22 protein-coding genes, 1 tRNA gene and 1 pseudogene are annotated in these 22008 nt (G+C 71.0%); 7 read left to right on the top strand and 17 right to left on the bottom strand.

Annotation, left to right across the window (positions count from 1 at the left end; translation table 11 throughout):
- Positions 1-176 precede the first annotated feature (176 nt).
- The 5 genes from ACSQ2B_RS00965 to ACSQ2B_RS00945 all read right to left on the bottom strand — a co-directional run bounded on the left by ACSQ2B_RS00965 (position 177) and on the right by ACSQ2B_RS00945 (position 6528).
- Positions 177-992, bottom strand: a complete 816-nt coding sequence (locus ACSQ2B_RS00965) for a sugar phosphate isomerase/epimerase family protein (RefSeq protein ID WP_436046566.1) — start codon at positions 990-992, stop codon at positions 177-179.
- Positions 993-1116: 124 nt separating this feature from the next.
- Positions 1117-2358, bottom strand: coding sequence for a cytochrome P450 (locus ACSQ2B_RS00960; RefSeq protein ID WP_436046565.1), 1242 nt, complete (start codon positions 2356-2358; stop codon positions 1117-1119).
- Complete coding sequence (locus tag ACSQ2B_RS00955; RefSeq protein ID WP_436046564.1) at positions 2355-3944, bottom strand: Dyp-type peroxidase; 1590 nt, start codon at positions 3942-3944, stop codon at positions 2355-2357. Before ACSQ2B_RS00955 ends, ACSQ2B_RS00960 begins: the two co-directional genes overlap by 4 nt.
- On the bottom strand, positions 3926-5542 hold the full coding sequence (locus ACSQ2B_RS00950; RefSeq protein WP_436046563.1) for a hypothetical protein: 1617 nt from the start codon (positions 5540-5542) through the stop codon (positions 3926-3928). The genes ACSQ2B_RS00955 and ACSQ2B_RS00950 overlap by 19 nt, the downstream gene beginning before the upstream one ends.
- Positions 5543-5670: 128 nt before the next feature.
- On the bottom strand, positions 5671-6528 hold the full coding sequence (locus tag ACSQ2B_RS00945; RefSeq protein ID WP_436046562.1) for an enoyl-CoA hydratase-related protein: 858 nt from the start codon (positions 6526-6528) through the stop codon (positions 5671-5673).
- 98 nt (positions 6529-6626) lie between these two features.
- On the opposite strand from ACSQ2B_RS00945, the gene ACSQ2B_RS00940 reads away from it, so the two are divergent.
- Positions 6627-8456, top strand: coding sequence for a patatin-like phospholipase family protein (locus ACSQ2B_RS00940; RefSeq protein ID WP_436046561.1), 1830 nt, complete (start codon positions 6627-6629; stop codon positions 8454-8456).
- 236 nt (positions 8457-8692) lie between these two features.
- Here the strand turns inward: ACSQ2B_RS00940 and ACSQ2B_RS00935 are convergent, their stop codons facing one another.
- Positions 8693-9367: an anti-sigma factor family protein gene (locus tag ACSQ2B_RS00935; RefSeq protein ID WP_436046560.1), complete on the bottom strand. Its 675-nt coding sequence runs from the start codon at positions 9365-9367 to the stop codon at positions 8693-8695.
- Positions 9367-9903, bottom strand: a complete 537-nt coding sequence (locus tag ACSQ2B_RS00930) for an RNA polymerase sigma factor (protein ID WP_436046559.1) — start codon at positions 9901-9903, stop codon at positions 9367-9369. Before ACSQ2B_RS00930 ends, ACSQ2B_RS00935 begins: the two co-directional genes overlap by 1 nt.
- 54 nt (positions 9904-9957) lie before the next feature.
- Between ACSQ2B_RS00930 and ACSQ2B_RS00925 the strand changes: the two genes are divergently transcribed.
- Complete coding sequence (locus tag ACSQ2B_RS00925; RefSeq protein ID WP_436046558.1) at positions 9958-11289, top strand: S8 family serine peptidase; 1332 nt, start codon at positions 9958-9960, stop codon at positions 11287-11289.
- Between the two features lie 104 nt (positions 11290-11393).
- Positions 11394-11960, top strand: coding sequence for a hypothetical protein (locus ACSQ2B_RS00920; RefSeq protein WP_436046557.1), 567 nt, complete (start codon positions 11394-11396; stop codon positions 11958-11960).
- 126 nt (positions 11961-12086) lie between these two features.
- On the opposite strand, the gene ACSQ2B_RS00915 is transcribed toward ACSQ2B_RS00920, so the two are convergent.
- The 5 genes from ACSQ2B_RS00915 to ACSQ2B_RS00895 form a co-directional block, all read right to left on the bottom strand.
- A complete protein-coding gene (locus tag ACSQ2B_RS00915; protein WP_436046556.1) occupies positions 12087-12509 on the bottom strand; it encodes a DUF3574 domain-containing protein in 423 nt (140 codons plus the stop codon).
- A 101-nt stretch (positions 12510-12610) separates the two neighbouring features.
- Entirely contained in the window at positions 12611-13864 is a 1254-nt protein-coding gene (locus ACSQ2B_RS00910) for a glycoside hydrolase family protein (protein ID WP_436046555.1), read from the bottom strand.
- A 79-nt stretch (positions 13865-13943) separates the two neighbouring features.
- Complete coding sequence (gene mgtE / locus ACSQ2B_RS00905) at positions 13944-15374, bottom strand: magnesium transporter (RefSeq protein ID WP_436046554.1); 1431 nt, start codon at positions 15372-15374, stop codon at positions 13944-13946.
- Between the two features lie 63 nt (positions 15375-15437).
- Positions 15438-15522 (bottom strand) — tRNA-Leu (locus tag ACSQ2B_RS00900).
- 61 nt (positions 15523-15583) lie between these two features.
- Positions 15584-15835 (bottom strand): FliM/FliN family flagellar motor switch protein, encoded by a 252-nt coding sequence (locus tag ACSQ2B_RS00895; protein WP_436046553.1) that lies wholly within the window; start codon positions 15833-15835, stop codon positions 15584-15586.
- Positions 15836-15911: 76 nt separating this feature from the next.
- Between ACSQ2B_RS00895 and lipB the strand changes: the two genes are divergently transcribed.
- A complete protein-coding gene (gene lipB / locus ACSQ2B_RS00890; RefSeq protein ID WP_436046552.1) occupies positions 15912-16655 on the top strand; it encodes a lipoyl(octanoyl) transferase LipB in 744 nt (247 codons plus the stop codon).
- A gap of 20 nt (positions 16656-16675) precedes the next feature.
- Here the strand turns inward: lipB and ACSQ2B_RS00885 are convergent.
- Positions 16676-16806: pseudogene (locus ACSQ2B_RS00885) on the bottom strand (hypothetical protein); the annotation flags it as partial.
- An 18-nt stretch (positions 16807-16824) separates the two neighbouring features.
- Here ACSQ2B_RS00885 and msrB point away from each other — a divergent pair.
- Together msrB and ACSQ2B_RS00875 are read left to right on the top strand one after the other, a co-directional pair.
- Positions 16825-17298, top strand: coding sequence for a peptide-methionine (R)-S-oxide reductase MsrB (msrB, locus tag ACSQ2B_RS00880; RefSeq protein WP_436046551.1), 474 nt, complete (start codon positions 16825-16827; stop codon positions 17296-17298).
- 87 nt (positions 17299-17385) lie between these two features.
- Positions 17386-18183, top strand: a complete 798-nt coding sequence (locus ACSQ2B_RS00875; RefSeq protein ID WP_436046550.1) for a phytanoyl-CoA dioxygenase family protein — start codon at positions 17386-17388, stop codon at positions 18181-18183.
- 22 nt (positions 18184-18205) lie between these two features.
- On the opposite strand, the gene ACSQ2B_RS00870 is transcribed toward ACSQ2B_RS00875, so the two are convergent.
- Complete coding sequence (locus ACSQ2B_RS00870; protein ID WP_436046549.1) at positions 18206-19249, bottom strand: BON domain-containing protein; 1044 nt, start codon at positions 19247-19249, stop codon at positions 18206-18208.
- A 148-nt stretch (positions 19250-19397) separates the two neighbouring features.
- Between ACSQ2B_RS00870 and ACSQ2B_RS00865 the strand changes: the two genes are divergently transcribed.
- On the top strand, positions 19398-19799 hold the full coding sequence (locus ACSQ2B_RS00865; RefSeq protein WP_436046548.1) for a hypothetical protein: 402 nt from the start codon (positions 19398-19400) through the stop codon (positions 19797-19799).
- 6 nt (positions 19800-19805) lie between these two features.
- Here the strand turns inward: ACSQ2B_RS00865 and ACSQ2B_RS00860 are convergent, their stop codons facing one another.
- The 3 genes from ACSQ2B_RS00860 to crcB all read right to left on the bottom strand — a co-directional run bounded on the left by ACSQ2B_RS00860 (position 19806) and on the right by crcB (position 21972).
- Complete coding sequence (locus ACSQ2B_RS00860) at positions 19806-20531, bottom strand: ATP12 family chaperone protein (RefSeq protein WP_436046547.1); 726 nt, start codon at positions 20529-20531, stop codon at positions 19806-19808.
- Between the two features lie 77 nt (positions 20532-20608).
- Positions 20609-21592 carry an RluA family pseudouridine synthase gene (locus tag ACSQ2B_RS00855; protein WP_436046546.1) on the bottom strand — a complete coding sequence of 328 codons (984 nt, stop codon included), beginning with the start codon at positions 21590-21592 and terminating at the stop codon, positions 20609-20611.
- Entirely contained in the window at positions 21589-21972 is a 384-nt protein-coding gene (gene crcB, locus ACSQ2B_RS00850) for a fluoride efflux transporter CrcB (RefSeq protein WP_436046545.1), read from the bottom strand. The genes ACSQ2B_RS00855 and crcB overlap by 4 nt, the downstream gene beginning before the upstream one ends.
- Between the last annotated feature and the right edge of the window lie 36 nt (positions 21973-22008).

Below are 22008 nucleotides of genomic sequence, written 5' to 3'. Positions count from 1 at the left end.
TATCCGCAAAGACACAGTCGGGAGCGACTGGGCGCATTGAGGACTCCGGCGTTGCAGCCTTGTCATCCGCGCCCGCCATCTCGACCCGGCGCGACGTCTCTATGCCTGGAGTCTAGGCGCCGATGGCGCGGTTACGCCTGCGTGACGTCCGGCAGGCCGGCCGTAAAGGTCGAAATCTAGGCGTCGAGCTTGGCCAGCAGGTCGCGGGCGGCCTTCACGCAGCGGCCGAGCCGCTCGTGCGGACCGACGCCGGCCTCCGCCAGGCTGCGCTGGGGGACCTCCAGGCCGATCACCAGGTCGCGCGGCAGGGCGGCGAGGATGTCGAACAGCGGCAGCTCGCCTTCGCCGGGAACCATCCGCTCGTACTTGGCCTCGTCCGCATAGCTCATGTCGGTCCGCTGAAGCGGGACGTCGCAGAGCTGGGCGTAGCCGATCAGGGCCGGGTCGAGCGCCGCCAGCTCAGCCGCGCTCCCGCCCGAGCGCATCAGGTGCATGGCGTCGACGAGAACACCGAACTCCGGCCGCCCGACATGGCGCACCGCCGCCGCAGCCGCCGCGAGATCGCCGACCGGCGAGGCCGGAAGGAACTCCAGGGTGGTCCGCAGGCCGCGCGCGGCGGCCATCTCCACCAGGGCTCCCAGCTGGTCGAAGCCGCGCGTCCGGTCCGGATCCAGGCAGAGGGTGTTGATCCGTTCCGCGCCGAACTCGCACATCAGGTCGAGATCAGCGGCGTAGGCGCTGACGTCGCGGCCGGGCAGAACGAAGAAGCCCTCGGCCAGGGCGAAGGCGACGCCGCGATCGCGAAGCGCCGCCGGAAATTCGCGACGCAGCACCGGGTCCGTCAGCGAATAGGGCGGATAGTTGTGCGGATTGGCGTCGAGCGGGGCCAGGCCCAGGCTGATGGTCTCACAGCCCAGGTCGGCGGCCAGGCCGACGAGCTCCACCGGCGACATGCCGAACACGCTGATGAATTCGATCCCGAGCTTGTGCATGTCCGCCCTCGCCGATTGTTCTTGTCGTTGGCCCGGAGACTGCGGCGAGGGGACGAGAACGACAAGCGTCGGCGGCGTCTGGCGAGAGCCGCAGTTTCGACAGCCGGCCTAAATCGGTCGCCCTCTAGTCGAACGCGACCACCAGCCGCTCGGCGAACGGTCCGTTCTTCGAAAGCCGCCCCGTCTTCCCGGGCGCGCGCCGCAGGCCCGGCCGCTGCAGCAGCGGCTTCAGCATCAGGTGCAGGGTGGCGTGGTTGATATGCCGGCCGAAGCATTGGTGCAGGTCGTAGCCGAAGTGGATGTACTCATAGGCCTGCCGGCGCGGATTGAAGGTCTTGGGATCCGGCACGCGGCGATCGTCCATCATCGCCGAGGCGAAGGCCGCCAGAACGGTGTCGCCCTTGCGCACCGTCCGCGCGCGCTTCGTCCCGCGCGCCAGGGTCCAGTCCTTCGCGGCGCGCCGCGGCAGGCCAGGCGCCAGGGGGTCGAACCGCATCGCCTCGAGAACGTAGCCGCGCAGCAGGTCGTCGTCGCCGGCGCGCGCCGCGGCCTGGGCGCCCGCCAGCGCCTCGGGGCGGCGCAGCAACTGTTCCAGGGCCTGGGGAACCACCATCGGCGGCTGCGGCGGTCCGCCGACGAACAGGCAGACGATGTTGGTGCGGATCTCGACGTCGGAATAGCCGGGCGCGCCCGCCGCCTGAAGCGCCAGGCAGCGCCCCAGCGCGTCGTCCGTCGCCGGCCCGCCGGCCGTCTTGCGGCGCGCGATCTCGGCGTCGAGGTGCGCCCGCAGGGCCGGCGCGATCACGTCCACCTCCTTGCGCAGGTCCGGGCTGTTCGCCTGGTCGGCGAACTGGAACTCGAACAGCCGGGTGGCCCAGGCCCGCAGGTCGCCCGCCGCATGGCGAGGGACGCCGAGGTAGTCGCCCATCACCTCGAAGGTCACGCGGCGGACCAGCTGGTCCACCACCTCGAGCCGCCCGCTCGCGCCGGCGACGACGGCCTCCGACGCCGCCAGCACCTCGGCCGCCAGCCGGGGCAGGTCGGCGGGCTTCACCACCGCCTGCATGGCGGCGAGCTGCGCCCGGTACTGCGGCCCGTCGTTCAGGCCCAGGAAGAAGGGCTCGCCGCCGGTGATGACCTGCAACTTGCCGTGATAGGGCGCGTCGAAGGCCGCATCGGTCCCGAACACCTCGCGCACGTCGTCGTGCAGCAGGGCCAGGACCGTCGAGCCGAACTTCGGCAGCGGCGCGACCTTGCGCAGCAGGCTGAACGCCGTCGGCGCCGCGCCCAGCATCGCGCCGGCCAGCCAGTCCTTCAGCCCGCCCGCGCGCGGCCGCAGGACATCGCTCGCTGTCGGCGCACTCATAGGGTTTCGAGATAGGCCAGCGCCGGCAGGCTCGGCAGGAAGAAGTAGTCCCCGCCCACCAGCTGCACGAAGGTCTCCACATCGACGATCCGCCGCAGCGGCTTGTCGCGCAGGGTCATGGTTCCCTTGGGGCCGACCAAGGGGTCGGTCTCGTCGAACAGGGTCGAGAAGTTCTGGTTGAGCAGCCAGGTCTGCTGCACGAATTCGAACTGCCGGGCGATGTCGGTGTTCAGGCAGATGAACAGCAGGCCCCGCGCCTGACCGTCGTCGGTCGTCGGGTCCTCCAGCTTGGGCCCGTACTTGCGTCCGCGCCTGAGGATCCGGTGGTTGTTGGCGGCGTCGAGCAGGGTCTTTCCCATCGACGGATCCGGCGCCAGGCTGTCGCGCGGATTGGCGCGGCGCACGTGCGAGCCGACCGGGCAGCCCTTCCCCTCCCCGTCCGTCGCGCGGAACAGAAACTCGTTCTGCGGCTGGCCGTAGTCGTCCAGCTCCAGGTAGCCGGCCGGGCAGAGCATATGGCCGTCACGGCTGCGCCCCACCACCCGCTCCGCCAGCCAGTCGGCGGTCACGCCGGCCGAGTGCTGCGGGTCCAGCTGCCGGATGTGTTCCGCGCCGCGGGCCAGGGAATTCCAGAAGGCGGCCACGTCCTGCTTCAGCTGGCGCACCACCATGTAGCTGCCGTTGAGGCCCAGGTCGCGGAAGCCTTCGGCCTGGGCGTGGGGCGGCAGGCCGGCGCTCTGCGGACTGTCGGGCGTCACCGGTCCCGGCGCCTTCTCGCGGTGGCCGTTCAGGTGGCCGATCAGGAATTCGCCGAGCGGCACGCTGTTGGGGCCGTCGCTCGGCGCCGGCTTGCCCTCGATGGTGACGGCCTCGGCGTCATAGGGCTGCGGCTGGGAGACGCCGTCGGCGAAGCCGAAGTGCTCGCGGCTGATCAACGAGGTCTGGTCTACGTCCAGCAGCAGCGGCAGGCGATGGACGATCTTCACCTGATGCCCGAGCAGCGCGGTCTCGACCGTCTGGGCCCAGGCGTCCGCCGCCTCTTCCGTCGCTTCGTAGAGCATCAGCAGGGCGTGCACCGTGGCGGGGGTGACGATCTCCTCCTCGTCGGGCCCGCCGGCCAGGGGTCGCCGCGGCGTGTTGGCGCTCCACCGGGGTCCGCCCTCGATCACCGTCTCCAGCCACGCGCCGCGGCGCCGGTCGCCCAGGCGCCGCATGCGGTCTTCCTGGAACATGCCTTCGCGGAAGGGCCGGGCGAAGGAGGCCAGCGCGCTCTCCGGCAGCCGCATCCGTTGCAGACCGGTCCAGGTGAAGGCCAGCGCCGCCGCCCGCTCGTCCTTGCCGTCGGCGTCGCTGATCGGCGCCAGGCCCGCCAGGGTCTTGAGCCAGGCGCCGCCGCCCCGAGCAGAGTCGGGCGACTCGCTGTCGGGCCAGGCGAATTCGAGGAACAGCGCCCGCCCGGTCGGAAGGCTTGCGAAACCGCTCACCACCAAGCCCTGCGCCTGGGTGTCGTGGGGCGATGCGAGCTTCCAGATGGGTCGCGGACGGGCCTGGATTGGGGCCTGGGCCACTACAGATCCTGCCGCCATGCTTCGGCCTCCCGGGCGTTGAGCTTTGTCTTTCGCAGGCTCACGGCGATCCGCGCCTGACGTTCGATCTGGTCGACGGTGAGGTCGCGATAGGCGCTGTACCAGAAGCGGCTCACGGTCCGCGACGCGAGCGCCCAGGCCTTGAACTGCCGCCCGTGGCTGGCGCCGTCCAGCACCAGGAAACGGGTCGGCGGAAAGCCGACGCCTGCGCCCCAGGCCAAGGTCAGGCCGCCGTGCGCCTTCTCGATGAAGTCGTCGAGATAGGAGTCCCAGCTGTGGTCGAAGTTCGAGAAGAACAGCAGCCGGCTGGAATTGTTGAGGAAGGCCCAGTGGGCGAAGTGCACCGTGCGCATGCTGCCCAGGTAGCCGTTGGTCGCCTTGACCCGCAGCACCAGCCCCAGAGCGTGGTGTCCGGCCTTGATCAGGATGGTCCTCAGCACGCCCGGCTTGATCAGCACGATCGATCCCATGTGGTTCTGGGCGATCCAGTCCTCGCGGCGGATCATCTCGCGCAGGGTCTGCTCGTCGGTCTGCGGCGCGTCGTGCGAGGAATCCCGCCGCTCCAGGAAGCGCAGCCAGAGCACCAGCAGGGTGACGACGAGCGGCACGCTGGCCAGCCCCAGCAGGACGCCGCGGAAGGTCTCACGCCACGCCTTGTCGGGCGCCCAGCCGCTTATCACCAGGACCAGAACGATCAGGATCGCGCTGGCCGCGAAGGCGTAGACGGCCAGGCCGCCCAGCAGCATCGGGATCTGGCGAAAGACGAGCCTGAAGAGATCGAGACGCCCGGGGGCCTCCTCCCCGGGCCGCGGCTTGCGCACGCGGAACACCAGGAAGGCGACAAGGGCCGTCAGCGCTCCGATCAGCACCAGATAGCGCTGCGTGGACATGGCGAACGACAGGGCGACGCCCGGCGCGGTCAGGCAGATCAGGGCGACGACGGCGAACAGCGCCAGCCGCCCGATGTCTCCCAGACGCTCGGTCAGGGGAATGCGTGTCGGCGCCGGCTGGTCGAGCCAGGGGAAGCGGCCGATCAGGACCGCGCGCAGGCCGGCGTGCAGCGCCTGGGCGGAAAGGCTGGCGTAGGGCGTCGCCGGGCCAGGGACCTTGCCCAGCTCCTCGCGGATCGCCAGGAACAGCTCGGCCTCCTGGAGGATCCGATCGCGGGTCAGGCCTCTGTTGCCGTGGTGGAAGACGCTGGGAATCTGCGTCCGGGCCTCGAAATAGGCCGCGACGGCGACGCGGGAGTCGGGCGCCGTCACCGCCTCGTAGAGCGGCCCGTCGCCATCGAGCGGCTTCTTGCAGCAGCGCAGCATGGCGCGCAGTTGCGGCCCGAAGGTCGCTTCGAGCTGGCCCCAGAAGGCGCCCGGCGGTCCATCGAAATTGGCCTCGAGCACAAAGATCGGATCGTAGTCGGCGCTTGGAAAGACGCTGATCGACATGAAGTGCAGCGACGGCGTTTCCTTGAGCAGCCGCTGGTACTGATCCGGATAGCCGGCCGGCTGCTTCTCGGTGCGCAGGTCGTCGATCAGGGTCTTCAGCCGGACGCAGCTCTCCGGCTTGACCTCCAGAGGCACCGACAAGGTCGTCTGACGCATTCGTTCCCCCCGCCGGCGTCGGTCGTCGCGGCCGTCAGCGCCGCTCGCCAATTACGGGTGAAGAACACCGTTTTACAACGTGTGGTCAAGGCTGTTGTCGCCGATCTTCGCGGACTTTACGCCCCGACTCAGCCCGGCGCGCCGCCGTCGGCGGCCCAGCTCGGCCTGCGGTGTTCGAGGAAGGCGCGCACGCCCTCCTGGCCCTCCTCGCCGGCGCGGGCGGCGGCGATGCGGCGGGCGGTCAGGTCCATCAGCCCGTGGTCGATCTCGCGTCCGGCGACCTCGGCGACCATGCGCTTGGCGTCGGCCACGGCGCCCGGCGCGCAGGCGAGAATGTCCTCGGCGATACGGTCGTGGGCGGCGTCGAGCGCGGCGGCGTCGGCGACGACCTCGGTGACCAGGCCGATGCGCTCGGCCTGGGCGGCGTCGAAGGCGCGGCCGGTGGCGAAGAGCGCGCGGGCGCGCCGCGGCCCGATGGCGTTGACCACGTAGGGGGCGATGGTTCCGGGGACCAGGCCCAGCCGCACCTCGGTGAAGGCGAACCGGGCGTCCGCCGTGGCCACCGCCAGGTCGCAGGCCGCCGCCAGGCCGGCGCCGCCGCCGAAGGCCGCGCCCTCGACCAGGGCCACGGTCAGCTGCGGCAGGTCCCACAGCTCCTTCAGCATGCGGGCGAGCGCGAAGGCGTCCTCGCGGTTCTCGTCCTCGGCGCGGTCGGCCGCCTGGCGCATCCATTCCACGTCGCCGCCGGCGCAGAAGGTCCCGCCCGCGCCGCGCAGGAAGACCACCCGCACCCCCTCGGCGCCGGCGATCGTGCGGAAGGCCTCCTCCAGAGCGGAGATCAGGTCGGCGTCGAAGGCGTTGCGCCGCGCCGGCCGGTTCAGCAACACGGTGACCGCGCCTTCGACCGTGGCTTCGATGCGCACTAGGTCGGAGGTCGGGCTGGTGTCGACCCCCTCGACCAGCGGATCGACGATGGGATTGGTCATGCAGGAACTCCCAGGCTCTCGAACCGAAACGTCGGAGTGGCGCGAAAGGTCGCGCCTGCGCAAGCCTCAGACCTCTACCTATGCCATGGCGGGTCCGTTTGGCCGGGGCTACCCTGCGCTTCGTGGGCATTCTCCCTGAGATTCCGGCCGATTCGGCGCTCGCGCGCCTCTTCCGCAAGGAGGTGGTGCAGGCGGAGGTCGCCTGGTTCTCGCTGCCCGGCGGCCAGAAGCTCTATGCACGCGGCGATCCGGCCGACCACCTCTACATCCTGCGCACCGGCCGGCTCGGGGTCTTTCGGCGCGAGCCGGGCCGCGAGCCGGAGTTCCTCGGCGTCATCCGCCCCGGCGAGCCGGTCGGCGAGATGTCGCTGCTGGCCTCGGCCCCGCATTCCGCCGACGTGGTCGCGCTGCGGGATTCCGAGATCTTCGCCCTGCCGGCCGACGTCTTCTTGGAGGCCTGCGAGCGCGACGCCTCGGTGATGACCGAGCTCGCCCGGCTGATGATCCTGCGGACCCGCCAGGAGACCTCCCAGGGCAGCGTCGGAGAGCCTTCGGTGTTCGGCTTCACCCCATTCGGCCAGCCCGGTCCGTTGCGTCCGCTGGTGGAACGGCTCGCCCGCGAGGTCGGCGCGCTCGGCTACAGCGTCACCGTGGTCGGCGCCGAGGCGTCGCGCGCGCCCACCGAATGGTATTCCGAGGTCGAGCGCACCCACGACTTCGTCCTCTACGTGGCGGAGGTCGCCGACACCGGCTGGCGCCACTGGGTCTCGCGGCAGGCCGACCGGCTGTTCCGCGTCGGCCGCGGGGACCGCACGCCGCCCCAGGCGGCGCCCAACGCCTTTCTTGCGGCCCCGCTTCAGGCCCAGCAGCTCGTCGACCTGATCCTGCTTCAGCCCCCGCATGCGCAGCGTCCCAGCGGCTCCGAAGCCTGGGTCGAGGCCGCAGCGCCCGCACGGCTGTTCCACCTCCGGCGCGACGACCTTTCCGACATCCAGCGGATGGCCCGCGTGCTGACCGGCCAGTCGGTGGGCGTGGTGCTGTCCGGCGGCGGCGCGCGGGCCTACGCCCACGTCGGCGCGATCCGGGCGCTGCGCGAGCGCAAGGCGCCGATCGACTTCCTCAGTGGCGTCTCGATGGGCGGGATCGTCGCGGCGGGCGTGGCCATGGGCTGGGACGACGCCGAGCTGCACCATAGGATCAAGGCCGCCTTCGTGGATTCCAGTCCGCTGGACGATATCGCCTTTCCGATCCTGGCGATGACCCGCGGCGTCAAGGTCAGCGAACGGCTGATCGAGCACTTCGGCGAAGCCGAGATCGCCGACCTGTGGCGACCCTACTTCTGCCTCTCGGCCAACCTGACCACCGGCGCCTACCACATGCACAAGCGCGGCCTGGTCTGGCGGGCGCTGCGGGCCAGCGTCGCCCTGCCCGGCGTTATGCCGCCCGCCATCGACGGCAACGACGTGCTGGTGGACGGCGCGGTGCTGAAGAACTTCCCCGCCGACGTCATGCGCGCCGCCCAACTCGGCCCGATCGTCGGCGTCGACGTCAGCGGCGATCGCAACATCACCGCCGACGACGTCGCGCGCCCGGAGTCCGCCTGGCGCTGGATCCTGTCCGGCCAGTGGCGCAAGGGCCCGCCGATCGTCTCGCTGCTGATGCGAGCGGCCACCGTCTCCACCGGCCGCGATCTCGCCGCCGCGCGGGAAGCCACCGACTGCCTCGTCCTGCCGCGGACCGGCCACATCGAAATCCGTGACTGGAGCGCCTACGAACCGGCCGTGGCGGCGGGCTACAAGGCCACGATCGAGGCGCTCGACCGGCTCGAACGGCCGGTCCAGTCCCTGCGGCGCCGCATCAGCCTGCAGGAGCGCGCCCGAATGGACGCCAAATCGCCGCCGCGCGCGGTGGCGCGACAAATTCCCTAGGGCAGGTTTGCGCTCGCCCAGATGCGCCCCATATTCACTGTCCTGTTCAACAGCTGAAAGGAGGTGACCCAGTGTCTCATAGTGAAAGCCGTAGCTCGGTGACCGTGACCTGGACCTCCGCTTACGAGGTCCGCGCCTAGCCCATCGGGCGATGGTCCGGAACCGCGATGCGGTCCGACTATGGAAAGGCCGCCCCCGACAACGGGGCGGCCTTTCGCATTTCCGGGCCGTCCCTCTTAGGGCTTCCAGCCCCCATCGCGCGCCGCGCGCTCGGCCGCGGCGTCGAGCGGCGCCCCGGCGATCAGGCCGTCGACCGCGGCCAGCACCGGGGCCGGAGTTTCGCTGCCAGCGGTGCGGTAGGCGGCGTCCGCCGGCGGCGACCAGGCCGCAAACGCGCGCGCGGTCCAGCCCTGCGGCTCGCGGCAGGCGAGGCCCGCCAGCCTGTCCGGCGCGCTCTGGAAGGTCCGGCAATAGCGGCCGTCCGTGCTGCGGAAACTGAGCCCGACCCGCACCGCTCCCCCCTCGGCCGCAAGCCTCTGGTCCAGCGCCTTCGCCAGGGGACCGCGGGCCACCAGCGCCCCGTCACGCGCGACCAACGGTCCGTGCTCCGGCAGAGCTGTGCGCCCCACAAGCACGCCGAGCGCCAGACAGGCCGCCATCGCGGCCCACTGCGGCGCACGCCAACTGCGTCCCGGCGCATTGGCCGCCTGGGCCGCCAGGGTCAGGCGCAGGGGAACCGGCTCCTCCAGCACGGGGTCGAAGGCGGCGGAGAGCCGTCGGCGCAAGGCCTGCTGGCGGCTCACCTCCTCTTGCAGCCCCGGATCCGCCGCCAGATCGCGCTCGAAGGCCGCACGCTCCGCCGGAGGCAATTCGTTGTCGACATAGGCCATCAGCCGTTCGCGCCGCTCCATCACGTCGTCTCCAACTGGGCCAGCAAGGCCTGGCGGCCGCGCACCAGGCGGCTCGTCAGCGTGCCCTCGGGAATCTCCAGCACCTCGGCCGCCTCCTTGTAGGAGAGCCCTTCGACCAGGACGAGCGCCACCGCCAGGCGCTGGTCCTCCGGAAGACGCGCCAGCGCGCGCTCGACCTCGGCGACTTCAAGCCGGGACTCGACCACCCGGGCGCCGGCGTCGCCGACGCCCTCGCCCTCCTCTTCCGGCGCCAGCACGGCGTTGCGGCGGCGACGTGCGCGGGTCTCGTCGATCCAGGCGTTCTTCATGATGCGGAACATCCAGCTGTCGAGCCGGGTCCCGGGCCGCCACTGGCCCTGGGCGGCGAGTGCGCGCTCCACGGTCACCTGCACGAGGTCGTCGGCGTCCGCCGGCTGTCGGGCCAGCACGCGCGCCATCCGTCGAAGGCGCGGCAAGAGTTCGACGATCTGTCGCGGCACGGGATCCAAGATCAGGCTCTGTCCTATGAATGAAACGACGCCAGCCTGGCGTTTCATCCCTAGAAGACGATCCTAGAAGACGATGAAACGCCAGGTTCTCAGGTCGAACGCATGAGAAAGCTCCACGCGCCCTGGATCCGCTGGACCGCCGGCGCCGCCGCGGCGCTCGCCTGCGCCTGTCCGGCGGCGGCCCAGCTGGTCGGCGGCGGAGGTCTGGGCGGGGTGACCGGCGCCCTGCCAGGCAGTCCGCTCGGCGATCTGCCGGAACGCCTGCCCGGCCCAAACCTGCCGTCCGCCGTGGGCGACCTGTCCCGGACGCTGGACGCGGCGTCGGGAGAAGGCCTCACCGACCTCCGTCGCCGCGCCGCCCGGCGGCTGATCCGCGAGCACCCGGAGGCGGTGGAGGCCGATGATCGCGGCGCCCCGGTGGTTCGCGGCGAAGTGCTGGCGATCTCACCCTCGGCCGAGGCGGTGGCCGCCGCGCGGCGCGTCGGCTTCTCCGTCGGCGCGCGCATCTCCGCCCCGGAACTCGGCCTGGAGAGCCTGACCCTCGTCCCGCCGCCGGGCATGTCGGCGCGCGAGGCGGTGCGCCGACTGCGTGCGCTGGATCCGCAAGGCCAGTACGACTTCGACCATATCTACCAGGAGGGCGGCCAGGTCGCGGCCCCTGCGAGGCTGGCGGCCGGCGCCCCGGGCGGAAACATCCGCGTCGGCCTGGTCGACGGCTCGGTCGCGCCCGACCATCCGGCGCTGCGCGGCGTAAGGCTGGCGCAACAGGCCTTCGCGCCCGGCGGGGCGAAGATCACGGCGCACGCCACGGCGGTGGCCTCGCTGCTGACGGGGGCGCAAGGCGGTGAAATTCTGGTGGCGGACGTCTACGGCCTCACGCCCGCCGGAGGCTCGGCGGCGGCCATCGCCAGAGGGCTGGCCTGGCTGGCCGAACGCCGTGTAGGCGTGATCACCATCAGCCTGGTCGGCCCTCCCAACCTGGTGCTGCAGGCCGCAACGCGCGGCCTCGCCGCACGCGGGGTGCTGCTGGTGGCGGCGGTGGGCAATGACGGGCCGGCCGCGCCGCCGCTCTATCCCGCCGCCTATCCCGGCGTGGTGGCGGTCACCGGCGTGGACGCCCGCCGTCGGGTCCTGCCCGAGGCCGGTCGAGGCGCCTACGTGGCCTTCGCCGCGCCGGGCGCCCAGATGGCGGCCGCCGCGCCCGGCGGAGGCCTCACCACCGTGCGCGGAACCTCCTTCGCCGCGCCGATCGTCGCCGCCGTGCTCGCCGCCGACCTGTCCGGCCCGGATCCGGCCGCGGCCGCCGAGGCGCTCCGCCGGCTGGCGGCCCGAGCCCAGGATCTTGGCGCGCCGGGGCGTGACCCGGTCTTCGGCTACGGCCTGGTCGGCTTCGAGCGGCGGCTGAACCCTGCTCGGGTGAAGGCTCGTCCCTGAATGAACCGCCAAAAAAAAATTGCGACCGGCGGGATGAACCGCCCCGGACGCGTCGTTGGACCGGTGTGAAGCCCAAGCTGCGGGCCACTCAGGAGATGGAAACGATGCGTAGAACCTGCCTCATGATCGGCGTCGCGACCGCGAGCGCCCTGCTCTTCACCGGCGCCGCCAACGCCCAGCTGCTGGGCGGCGGGCTCGGGGGCAGCCTGGGCGGCGGACTGGGCCTTGGCGGCGGGCTCGGCGGCCTGACCGGATCGGTGACCGGCGCCGGCTCAGCGACCGGCCAGTTCGGCGCGGACGCCAGCGGCCTCACGTCCCAGGTGCACGGCGCCGCAGCCCACACCCGGGGCGCGGGTCGCGGCGCGGCGCAGGCCGTCGGCGCCGCCTGCTCGGCGACCAGCCAGGCGCGCCAGGCGGCCGCAACGGGCGCCGGCCAGGCGCAGGGCGCGCTCGCAGGCGCCGCCCAGCAGGGAGAAACCGCGGCAGGGAGGCCGGTCTCGGCTGGGGCCGACGGCGGCGCCAGCGGCTCGGGCGGTCTCGACACCACCTCGGGCCAGGCTTCAGGCCAGGGCCAGGCCTCGGGCGGGCTGTCGCTGAACGTCGGGGGCCAGGCTTCGGCCGGCGCCAGGACGTCGGGGGACGCCTCCGGCGGGGCCCAGGTTCAACGCTAGGAGTTCGGCGCCAAGGTCTCGGCGGCAGCGCGCCCGGCGACATGGAGAGGCTCGATCTGAGCTCGCCAGGGCGCGCGCTCGGGGCGAAGGGTCGTCGGCGATCCGGCGGCCCTTCGCTGAACTGTCTCAGAACGAGACGCAGGCCGCCTGGGTGATCAGCAGGACCGTGTCCTGCTTGAAGCGCGTCTTGTAGGCGTTGCGCGCCGCCTCGATGCGCTTGTTCACGTCGCCCTTCGCCGGCAGGACGATCAGCACGATCTTGGAGGACTCGCGGATCAGCTTGTTTTCCGGCCCGCGCCATTGGCCGCCGCCATCGAGGATGGTCAGGCCGTCCGGAAAGCGCGGCGTCAGCTCCTCGTCGACGAACTTGCCGAAGTCCGCCTCGCTCACAGCGGGCTTTTCGTCGATGTTCCGCCCAAAGAACAACTGCGCCGTGCGCAGCCGCAGCTGGCCGTCCGGACAGGCCGGCGGCTCCGGCTTCGTGGTGGCGCAGGCCGCCAGGCTAAGGGCCGCCATGACGCCAGCTGCGAGTTGCAGAAGAGAGCGCATGAGGCTTGGCTTAACATGGGTTGCATCGATCAGCGAGACCGTGGGGCCGGCGCGCGCCGCGACATTATGGCGGTCTGAGGGCGAAATCTGGCCGCTGGACGCTAGCGGCGTTCGGCCGCGCGGGTCACGCGCTGCAGCAGCATGAAGACGGCGACAGCGACGAAACCCACGCCGGCGACCCCTGCGAGCCACCCGACCAGGAGGGGGGTGAAGACCCCCGGCCGGGGCTGAGGCGGCGCATTGAGCGCCCAGAAGACGCCGCCCGCAAAGAAGGCCAGGCCAAGGATGATCAGGCAGACGGTCATCAGCAGGCTGTCGCCGCGGGGGGCGTCAATCGGCTGCACCGGCGCAGGCACAAACTCATAGGGCGAGGTGTCGTCGATGATCACGCGCGGCGCCGGCCGATCCGCCGGCGGCGCCTCGTCGAACAGCTTCTGCGCGGGCTCGCCGTCCGGCGCGGGGGCGTCCCCGATCGGGGCCTCCGCAAGCGCGTCATCGTCGGACGTTTCGATCGGCTCGCCTTCGGCCGCCGCGGCCTCGGCCGGCGTCGCGGGCTCGGCGTCCGCCTCCGGCGCGACCGGCTCGTCGAGCGGCGCGGCGGCGTCGACCGCCTCCAGTTCGACCGTGGCCTCCTCGGCGAACAATGGCTCCGGCGGGTCGGCGAACAGAGTCTGCAGGCGCGCGGTCACCGCCTCTGCGGCGGCGCGGACGGGGCTCTCCGTCTCGAGAACAGGCGCAAGAACGGCCTCCGGAGGCGCGTTGTCCTCGCGGACGACTTCCACCGCCTCGCCTTCGAGCAAGGCGACCACCCGCGCGGGCGGGCTGCGCGGGGCCGTGTCGATTGCGTCCTCGTCCAGCAGCGGTTTCAGCACCGCGGAGGGCGCCGCCCGCCAGGCGCCGTGCGCCGGCGTGAGGAACAGGAGCTTCTCGGCCGCGCGACGGCGCACCAGGGCGTCGATGACGATCCGCTGGCCTTCGAACTCGGCCTTGCGCCAGAGCTCCATCGCAAAGGCGGCCTGGGTGAAGGCGCCCTCGTTGACCCGCTTCAGCACGTCGGAGCCGCGAAAGGCGTCGAGGCCGATGGCCAGGGCGAAGGCGCAGAGCGCGTCGAACTGGTTCTGGGTGAGATCGGCGTAGGTCAGCTCGCTGACGGTGTGGGCGACGCCGATCAGGTCGTAGAGCAGCAGGGCCTCGGCGTCGGCCTCGCAGACCTCCGCCCCCGCGCGCGCAGTCAGGGTGTGGCCATAGCCGATCGTCCAGCGCCCGTCGGGCAGCTGGGCGGCCTTGCGGCGATAGCCCTCGAACCGCTTGATCAACTCGATCGCGGTCCGGGAGACCTGATGTCGCGGCGTCATGCCTTTGTCCCGGTTTGACACAAACGCGCAGGGCGTCCCGCCCTTTCGGGCAAGATGTGGGCCGTGCGCTAGCCAAGCTTTACAGCAGGATGAGCGCCGCGATCCCCAGGAGTGCGAGGAAGCCGAAAAAATCCGTCATGAAGGTGACCACGACGGACGACGAGACGGCCGGGTCGCGCCCAAGTCGCTCCAGCACGATCGGCGCCAGGACCCCGCCCAGGGCGGCGACGAAGAAGTTGGCCAGCACAGCCAGGGCGACAACGCCCGAGAGCTTCAGGTCATGCCAGAAGAAGTAGGCCGCAAGACCGAGGAGCAGACCCACGGTCGCCCCGTTGAACAGCCCCACGGCCACCTCGCGCAGGATCACCCGCGCCGCGTTGGCCGTATTCAGCTCGCGTGCGGCGATCGCCCGCACCGCCACCGTCAGGGCCTGGGTGCCGGCGTTGCCGCCCAGCGAGGACACGATGGGCATGAGCACCGCCAAGGCCGTGAGCTTGGCGATTTCATCCTGAAAGGCGCCGACGACCCCGGACGCCACAGCGCCGGTCAGGAGATTGATCAGCAGCCACGGCAGACGCGACTGGACGATGCCGACCACGCCGGCGTCACGGCCGGCGTCGGAGACCCCGGCCAGCGCCAGGATGTCTTCTTCGCTCTCTTCCTGGATGACGCCCACGATGTCGTCGACGGTGATCTGGCCGACCAGCCGCCCGCCCGCCTCCACCACCGGGGCGGAGATCAGGTGGTACTTGTTGAAGATGTAGGCGACCTCTTCCTGGTCCATGTCGACCGGGATCTCGGTGACCGCCTCCATGATCTGGGCCAGCGGCACGTCGCGCTTGGAGCGCAGCAGGTGACTGACCGGCGCGGCGCCCACCGGCTTGTAGGCCGGATCGACGACATAGACGTCGAAGAAGAGCTCGGGCAGGTCGTCGCTCTCGCGCCGCAGGTGGTCGATGGTCTGGCCGACAGTCCAGAACTGTGGGGCGGCCACCACCTCGCGCTGCATGAGCCGGCCGGCGGTCTCGTCGGCGTAGCCCAGCGAGTTTTCGATCGCCGCCCGCTCGATGTCGGGCATGGCGGCCAGGACCTGGGCGCGCTTGTCGGCCTCCAGGTCGTCGACGACGTCGGCGGCGTCGTCGGAGTCCATCTCGCCCAGCGCCTTGGCCAGGGTCGCCGACGGGAGGTGTTCGAGCACCTCCTCGCGGATCTCGGTGTCGAGCTCGGAGAGCACTTCCGCCAGCGCCTCGGGATCGAGGTGCGGCAGCAGCTCCTCGCGGCCGCCGGCCGAGAGGAAGCCCATCAGGTCGGCGATGTCGGCTGGGTGCAGAGCCCCCAGCAGCTCGCGCAGCCGCTCGGCGTCGCCCCGGTCGAGCGCATCGGCGACCATGGGGACGAATTCGGGATTTAGGGCGTAGTCCTCGCCAAGGGCGAGGTCTTCAAGGTCTTCTTCCGGGTCGGGCGCTTCCGTCTTCGCCAGGTCCATGAGGTCGTCCGATTCACGGCTCATGCGGACCTCCTCAGGCTAATGACAGACCTATGTTTCCTACCCGGCTTGATGACCTTGATTCACTGGTGCGGTCGAGAAGACTCGAACTTCCACGGGTTGCCCCACAGCGACCTCAACGCTGCGCGTCTACCAATTCCGCCACGACCGCTCGTGGTGAGGCGCGGCAGGTAGCAAACGTCGGCGCCTTTGTGAAGCGTTCTCCGCGTCGATTACGCCGCGCCGGCCATATAGTCGTAGACATTCGCCGCGCCGGTGACCGCGATCGCGATGCGATCCTCGTTGATCTGGATCTCGCCGCGGGCGATCGGATGGTTGTTGGCGAGGATCCAGACCTCGTCGTTGACGCTGGCGTCCAGGGGAATCACCGCGCCCCGGCCCATCCTGAGAAGCTGCGCCATCGGCAGGGTGGCGCGGCCGAGCACAATCTGTATCTCGACATTGACCGCTTTGACCTGCGCCACGCCCTGAAGCCCCCAACCCGCCGAATCATTTGCCGGCTTTGCGCATGACGCGCCGGAGAGCCATGTTGAGACCCAGATGCTTGACCACGCGTTAAACCCCGACCCCGATCCTGCCCGTTTAGGGGGCTCTGTCCGTTTCGGGCGCCCAGACGGCGCGCCCGCGGGCTGGGCGGTCTCCTCCGGCTACGTCGACTACCCCGCTGCGGTCGACGCCATGGAGGCCCGCGCCACGGCCATCGCCGAGGGCCGGGCGGGCGAGCTTGTCTGGCTGCTGGAGCATCCGCCGCTCTATACGGCGGGCGTCTCGGCCAAGCCGGGCGATCTCCTGGACCCTGCCCGTCTGCCGGTGTTCCGCAGCGGCCGCGGCGGCCAGTTCACCTATCACGGGCCCGGCCAGCGGGTGGCCTACGTGATGCTGGACCTGAACAGGCGCCGGCGCGACGTGCACGACTTCGTGGCGTCGCTGGAGGCCTGGATCATCGGCGCGCTCGCCCGCTTCAATGTCGACGGCGAGCTGCGCCAGGGCCGCGTCGGCGTCTGGGTGGAGCGCAAGGCTCCCGGCGTCCCGTCCCGCGACGACAAGATCGCCGCCATCGGCGTGAAGCTGCGCCGCTGGGTCTCCTTCCATGGGATCTCGCTCAACGTCGAGCCGGACCTCTCCCACTTCGGAGGCATCGTCCCCTGCGGCCAGACCGAGCACGGGGTCACCAGCCTGGTGGACCTGGGTCATCCGGTCACGATGGACGAGGCCGACGAGGCGCTGCGGGCAAGCTTCGTGCAGGTCTTCGGGCCGGTGGAGCCGGCGCAGGCGCCGGTCTGAGCTACCCGCCCTAAACAGCCGTCATCCCGGACGGCCTGCAAGGCCGAGCCGGGACCCAGGGGGCTCTGCAGTGCGGCGGCCCTAGGTCCCGGCTCTCCGCTGCGCTCCGGCCGGGATGACAGCTTGGGGGCGGGATTGAGTACGGCGCCAAGACGCCTAGATTAGCGCCATGACTGAGCTCTCCCCCTCCGGCTTCGACCTTACTCCGCCCTCGCCCGCGGAGCGCACAAGGCTGGAGGCGACGCTGACGCGCGAGGAGGCCGACGTCCTGCTGCATCACGGCACCGAGGCGCCGTTCTGCGGCGGCCTGCTCGATCAGAAGGACGACGGGGTCTACGGCTGCCGGCTTTGCGGCCTGCCGCTGTTCCGCCACCAGACCAAGTTCGAGAGCGGCACCGGCTGGCCCTCGTTCTGGGCGCCCTTCGACGAGACGCATGTAAAGGCGGTGCGCGACACCGCCTACGGCATGGTGCGGATCGAGACCCGCTGCGCGCGCTGCGACAGCCACCAGGGCCATGTGTTCCCGGACGGTCCGCCGCCGACCCGGCTGCGCTACTGCATCAACTCGGTCTCGCTGCAGTTCACGCCGACCGGCGAGCCCCTGCCGGATCCGCTGGGCCGCGACGATGGCGTGGCGACCTAGGCCTTCACCCCATGCGACGATCCGCGCGCAAAGCGTGGCTACAGACGCCGCGCTAACCTCTGGCCCTTCTCGCGAAGAGCGCCGCCGATGAAACTCACCGCCGCCGAAGCCAAGGCCCGCGCCGACGAGGTCCGCGAAACCAGCGTCACCCTGCTGCGGGGCCTGATTCCCACCGCTGTCATCGACGCCTGGAACCAGGCCTTCCAGCCGCTGCTGGCCGCCGGCGTCGCGCGCGAGGGGGACGATCCGAACCGGGGCGCGAAACGCTACTACGTCACCCTGCCCTTCCAGGATCTCTGGGCGGACCCCGGCGTGATCGACAACGACGCCGTCATGGCCGTGGTCGAGCAGCTGGTCGGCGCCGACGGCGTCATGTGCCAGCTGGCCACCGATACGCCGCTCCTGGGCTCCGAGCACCAGGAGCTGCACCGCGACACCCAGCTGCTGTTCCCGGAAAGCGGCGTCGAAACCCCGCCCTACCAGCTGGCGGTCAACTTCCCGCTGGTCGACGTCACCGACGAGACCGGACCGATGGAATATGCGCCCGGCACCCACATGCTCTCCAAGGCGGACGGCATGGCCCGCATCGAGAGCGGCGAGATCCCGCTGGTGCGCGCCTACATGAGCCGCGGCGACGTGATGATCCGCGACGTGCGCCATATCCACCGCGGCACGCCCAACCTCAGCGCCACGCCGCGGCCGATGGTGGTGATCGGCTATTCCCGCCGCTGGCTCTTCCGCCCGGAAGTGAGCATCCGCGCGCCAGCCGAGGTCCTGGCCGGCCTGCCCGAGCGCGCGCGCCGCTGGCTGCGGTTCAACCCGGTCTTCGAAACCAAGGCGGAAGCCGCCCGGCAGGAGGAAACCTACCGGGCGTTCGCCTACTGAGGGCCGCGCTCGACGGTCCTCGTCAATTCCGCTTTCCCGCCTCCGTCGAGCGTTCCGCCCCGGCGCCGGTGCGGCCGGAAAGGTCGCCGCCGCCGCCGTCGCCCGCGTTGCGGCGCATCTCGGCCTCGAGCGCGCTGGAGCCGAAGCCGGACCCGGCGGTGGTGAGCCCCGCATTCGGATTGACGCGCAGATTGTTCTGCACGTGGCGCACGCCGGACAGGTCCTCGATCAGCCGTTCAGCCCGGTGCTTGGCCTCGCGGTTGTCGACATGGCCGGACAGGGTCACCTCCCCGCCCTTCACCTCGACCTGGATATCGGTGGCGTCGAGCCAGGAATCCTCGGTGAGACGGTCATGCACCTCGTCGCTGATCCGCTCGTCCGAGCGCTGGTAGCCTTTCGGGCCCACCCCGCGGTGGCCATGGACGGCCGCATGGGATTCGCGTCCGAAGCGCCGGTGCGCGTCCTCGTGCTCATGCTCGCGGCTGCCGCGCATCAGGTCGTCGCCGCGGAACCAGGAGCTGATGCGCTCGCCGGCCCGGTGCAGGAAGTCGCCGCCGCCTTCGCGACCGTGCTCGCGGCGATCGTCCCACGCCCCTCGGCGGCGCTCGACGTCGCCCCGATGCACGTCATTTTCCCAGGCTTCGCGCCGCTCGCGGGGCGCCTCATCGTGGGCGTAACCGGCGCGCGCTCCATAGGTCTCGCCGACGTAGCCGCGGACGGGGTAGTCCTGGCCCGTGTAGTTCTGGCCCGTGTAGTTCTGGGAGGTGAAGCGCGGGGCTTGCGGGCCATAGCGTCCCTGATCGGAGGCGGACGAATAGGGCTGGCTGCGGTCGCGGCGATGGCTCTCGCCGCCATAACCGCGTTCGTCCGCGCCGTAGCCGGGCCGTTGACGGCTGATATCCTCGTAGACGTCGCCGTCGGGGTCGGTCAGGCCCATCCAGCTGCGCTCCTCCCGGCCCCGGCCATAGGTCTCCGCTCGACGCTCGTCCCGATCGCGCCAATCCCGTCCCCGCCGTTCCTGGTCTCGCCAATTCCGGCTGCGGTCATCCATCCATCTGTCGGCCATGACGCAATCCTCCGCATCTCGTGAGGTCTTGGGGCCAATCTGCCCGTACGCGCGGAAACTCGGGGATGGGGCGGTGGTTCCGGTCCAAAGGCGGCCGGGAAATATCATCGAGCAATGTTACGCCAAATCCGGCGTGCGAGGCTTCGCCATGATCGAAACCCGCACCGTCAAAGCCGGAGTGCTTTACTGCGTGGCGGTGTCCGGCGCCGCACTTGTCCTGGGCCTGGTGCGGATCCTATGGGTGACACCGCTCGCCGGCGAGGCCGCCTCCCTGGCGCTCGAGGCGCCCGTCATGATCGCGATCGCCTGGTACGCCTGCGGCTGGGCGGCCGAGCAGATGGAGGTCTCCCAGCACTTCGTCGAGCGGCTGGCGATGGGCGGCGTCGCACTGGCCGTGATGATCGGCGCCGAGGCCGCGATCGCCATCCTCGCCGCCCAGCACTCGGCAGAAGAATTCTTCAGGGACTATGTCGGAAGCTCAATCCTGCTCGGCCTGCTGGCCCAGGTCGCCTTCGCGGTCCTCCCCCTGCTCCGGCGGCGGGGAGGCTAGAACGCGTCAGGCCAACCCGAGGAACCAGCGATCGAGCATCTCGGCTTCGGCCCGCAGGCGGCCGGCGCGCTCGGCGGCCTCGGCGTCGACGCCCCATTTCTCTTCCTGCCAGGCCTCGTCCACGCGCGACAGCTCGAAGGCCTGCACGCCGTTCAGCCAGCCGCGCTGCAGGCCGATCGCCAGGACGGCCGAGCCGAACAGGGCGGCGCCGAAGGCCAGGCCCGCCAGCGCGAAGTCGTCGAGCCCGAGCGCGATGCGGCGCACCTCGTCGAGGCTCTCCTGCGGCTGCGCCTGGTGAATGATGCCCGAAGCGCGAACGAAGGAGAGCCGCGCCTCCCGCTCCGCCCGGTCGAGCAGCGGGCCCCAGGCCTCCGTCTGACGCCGCACGAGCGCCTCAGGCTCCTCGGCGAAATAGAGCACTAGGTCGGCGCCGGCATAGCGGACGATCTGGTCGGCGGTCGCTTCACGCGCGGCGCCGATCGAGTCGATCGCTGTATTGGCCAGGCGCGTGGCGTGCATCCGCGCCAGCTCGATGGTCGTCTCCTGGGCGGCCCACTCCGCGGCGATGTCATCCGCCAGCCTGGGGCTCGGAGAGATCAGCCGCCGGCCGCCCGGCGTACGCAGGGCGCGACCGTCCAGCAGGACGGCGAAACCACCCTCGGCCTCGGCGACCTCGACGGCCTTGTAGAAGCGGCGCGGCTTTTCGACCGGCTCGTGGAAACCCTTACGCATGGCGGTGGAATGGGGACAAAGCGGCGCGGACGCAAGGGCCGGGACACGCGAGCCGCCGCCACTGTGTCCGCCGCGCCCTACCGCCGCATGCGGCTCTCGAAGGGTTCCGGATCGGCCTCGTGCTCGTCGAAGCCGAAACGCTCGAAGCCGGCGCGCATCTCCTTGCTGAGCGGCGCCTCCAGCATCAGGGTCCCGCGCGACGGGTGCGGCAGGACCAGCCGTCGCGCATGCAGCTGCAACTTCAGGCCTTCCGAAAGCGCCGCCGAGGCCCCGTTGTTGTACTTGGGGTCGCCGAGGATCGGGTGGCCCATGGCCAGCATGTGGGCGCGCAGTTGGTGTGTGCGGCCGGTGTGCGGCCACAGCGCCATCCAGGAGACCTGGCGTCCGGCGTTGGACAGCATGACGAACTCGGTCTCGGCGGTCTCCGCGTCGGGATCCTTGGGATCGGCAGGCACGACCATTTCGCGGTCGCCGACGCCGCGCTTGGCCAGCGGCAGCTCGAGCACCCCCTCCGACGGCTTCGGCAGGCCCGCGACCAGCGCCCAGTAGATCTTCTGCGCGCGGCGCTTGGCGAAGGCGCCGGCCAGCCGCGCCGCAGCCCCCGGGGTCTTGCCCAAGACGAGCACGCCGGAGGTGTCACGATCGAGCCGGTGGACCAGCCTGGGCCTATCCAACCCCTCGCCCCAGGCCGACAGCAGCCGGTCGACGTGCTTGATGGTCTTGGTGCCGCCCTGGACGGCGAGACCGCAGGGCTTGTTCAGCGCCAGCACCTCCTCGTCCTCATAGATCACCAGCGAGCGCGCATAGGCGATGTCGCGCGGGTCGAGGCGCTTGACCTCGCTGGGCGTCGGCGCGTCGGGCAGCGGCGGCACGCGGACCTGGGCGCCGGCGGCGAGCCGGGTGTCCGGCTTGGCGCGGGCGCCGTCGACCCGGATCTGGCCCGAGCGGGTGAGTTTCTGGATCTGGATGTGGTTGAGGTGCGGCCAGCGGCGCTTGAACCAGCGGTCCAGGCGCACCCCCTCCTCGCCCTCGTCCACAACGAGGGTGCGAACCTCTCTCATGCGAAAACGCGCCGGGCGATCAACATGCCGCCGAACAGGGCGACGACCGAAAGGCCGACGGAGCCGGCGGCGTAGAGCGCCGCGCTGAAGAGCTGGCGCCGCTCGATCATCAGGGCGATCTCCAGCGAGAAGGCCGAAAAGGTGGTGAAGCCGCCCAGCACGCCGACCCCCATCAACAGCCGCCAGCGCTCCTGGTCCGCGCCGCCGCGGTGGGCGAGGGTCGCGATCAGCAGCCCCATGCACAGACCGCCGACGATGTTGATGACGAAGGTGCCATAGGGCCAGCCGGTCCCGAAGGTCCGCGTGACCTGGGAGCCCACGGCGTAGCGGGCGATGGCGCCCAGGCCGCCGCCGAGGCCGACGAAGAGATAGTTCAGCATCAAACCCTTATGCGACGACAGGCTTCACCGCGCAAA

The sequence above is a fragment of the Phenylobacterium sp. LjRoot225 genome (genome assembly GCF_964252855.1).
GTDB lineage: Bacteria > Pseudomonadota > Alphaproteobacteria > Caulobacterales > Caulobacteraceae > Phenylobacterium.
The sequence above is the reverse complement of the archived record's forward strand: the minus strand, read 5'-3'. Positions and strand labels throughout refer to the sequence as shown.

Bases quoted from the DNA above. Each gene is read 5' to 3' on its own strand.
- ACSQ2B_RS00965 (WP_436046566.1), bottom strand. From the start codon at position 992: ATGCACAAGCTCGGGATCGAATTCATCAGCGTGTTCGGCATGTCGCCG.
- ACSQ2B_RS00960 (WP_436046565.1), bottom strand. From the start codon at position 2,358: ATGAGTGCGCCGACAGCGAGCGATGTCCTGCGGCCGCGCGCGGGCGGG.
- ACSQ2B_RS00955 (WP_436046564.1), bottom strand. From the start codon at position 3,944: ATGGCGGCAGGATCTGTAGTGGCCCAGGCCCCAATCCAGGCCCGTCCG.
- ACSQ2B_RS00950 (WP_436046563.1), bottom strand. From the start codon at position 5,542: ATGCGTCAGACGACCTTGTCGGTGCCTCTGGAGGTCAAGCCGGAGAGC.
- ACSQ2B_RS00945 (WP_436046562.1), bottom strand. From the start codon at position 6,528: ATGACCAATCCCATCGTCGATCCGCTGGTCGAGGGGGTCGACACCAGC.
- ACSQ2B_RS00935 (WP_436046560.1), bottom strand. From the start codon at position 9,367: ATGGAGCGGCGCGAACGGCTGATGGCCTATGTCGACAACGAATTGCCT.
- ACSQ2B_RS00930 (WP_436046559.1), bottom strand. From the start codon at position 9,903: ATGAAACGCCAGGCTGGCGTCGTTTCATTCATAGGACAGAGCCTGATC.
- ACSQ2B_RS00925 (WP_436046558.1), top strand. From the start codon at position 9,958: ATGAGAAAGCTCCACGCGCCCTGGATCCGCTGGACCGCCGGCGCCGCC.
- ACSQ2B_RS00920 (WP_436046557.1), top strand. From the start codon at position 11,394: ATGCGTAGAACCTGCCTCATGATCGGCGTCGCGACCGCGAGCGCCCTG.
- ACSQ2B_RS00915 (WP_436046556.1), bottom strand. From the start codon at position 12,509: ATGCGCTCTCTTCTGCAACTCGCAGCTGGCGTCATGGCGGCCCTTAGC.
- ACSQ2B_RS00910 (WP_436046555.1), bottom strand. From the start codon at position 13,864: ATGACGCCGCGACATCAGGTCTCCCGGACCGCGATCGAGTTGATCAAG.
- mgtE (WP_436046554.1), bottom strand. From the start codon at position 15,374: ATGAGCCGTGAATCGGACGACCTCATGGACCTGGCGAAGACGGAAGCG.
- lipB (WP_436046552.1), top strand. From the start codon at position 15,912: ATGCTTGACCACGCGTTAAACCCCGACCCCGATCCTGCCCGTTTAGGG.
- msrB (WP_436046551.1), top strand. From the start codon at position 16,825: ATGACTGAGCTCTCCCCCTCCGGCTTCGACCTTACTCCGCCCTCGCCC.
- ACSQ2B_RS00875 (WP_436046550.1), top strand. From the start codon at position 17,386: ATGAAACTCACCGCCGCCGAAGCCAAGGCCCGCGCCGACGAGGTCCGC.
- ACSQ2B_RS00870 (WP_436046549.1), bottom strand. From the start codon at position 19,249: ATGGCCGACAGATGGATGGATGACCGCAGCCGGAATTGGCGAGACCAG.
- ACSQ2B_RS00865 (WP_436046548.1), top strand. From the start codon at position 19,398: ATGATCGAAACCCGCACCGTCAAAGCCGGAGTGCTTTACTGCGTGGCG.
- ACSQ2B_RS00860 (WP_436046547.1), bottom strand. From the start codon at position 20,531: ATGCGTAAGGGTTTCCACGAGCCGGTCGAAAAGCCGCGCCGCTTCTAC.
- ACSQ2B_RS00855 (WP_436046546.1), bottom strand. From the start codon at position 21,592: ATGAGAGAGGTTCGCACCCTCGTTGTGGACGAGGGCGAGGAGGGGGTG.
- crcB (WP_436046545.1), bottom strand. From the start codon at position 21,972: ATGCTGAACTATCTCTTCGTCGGCCTCGGCGGCGGCCTGGGCGCCATC.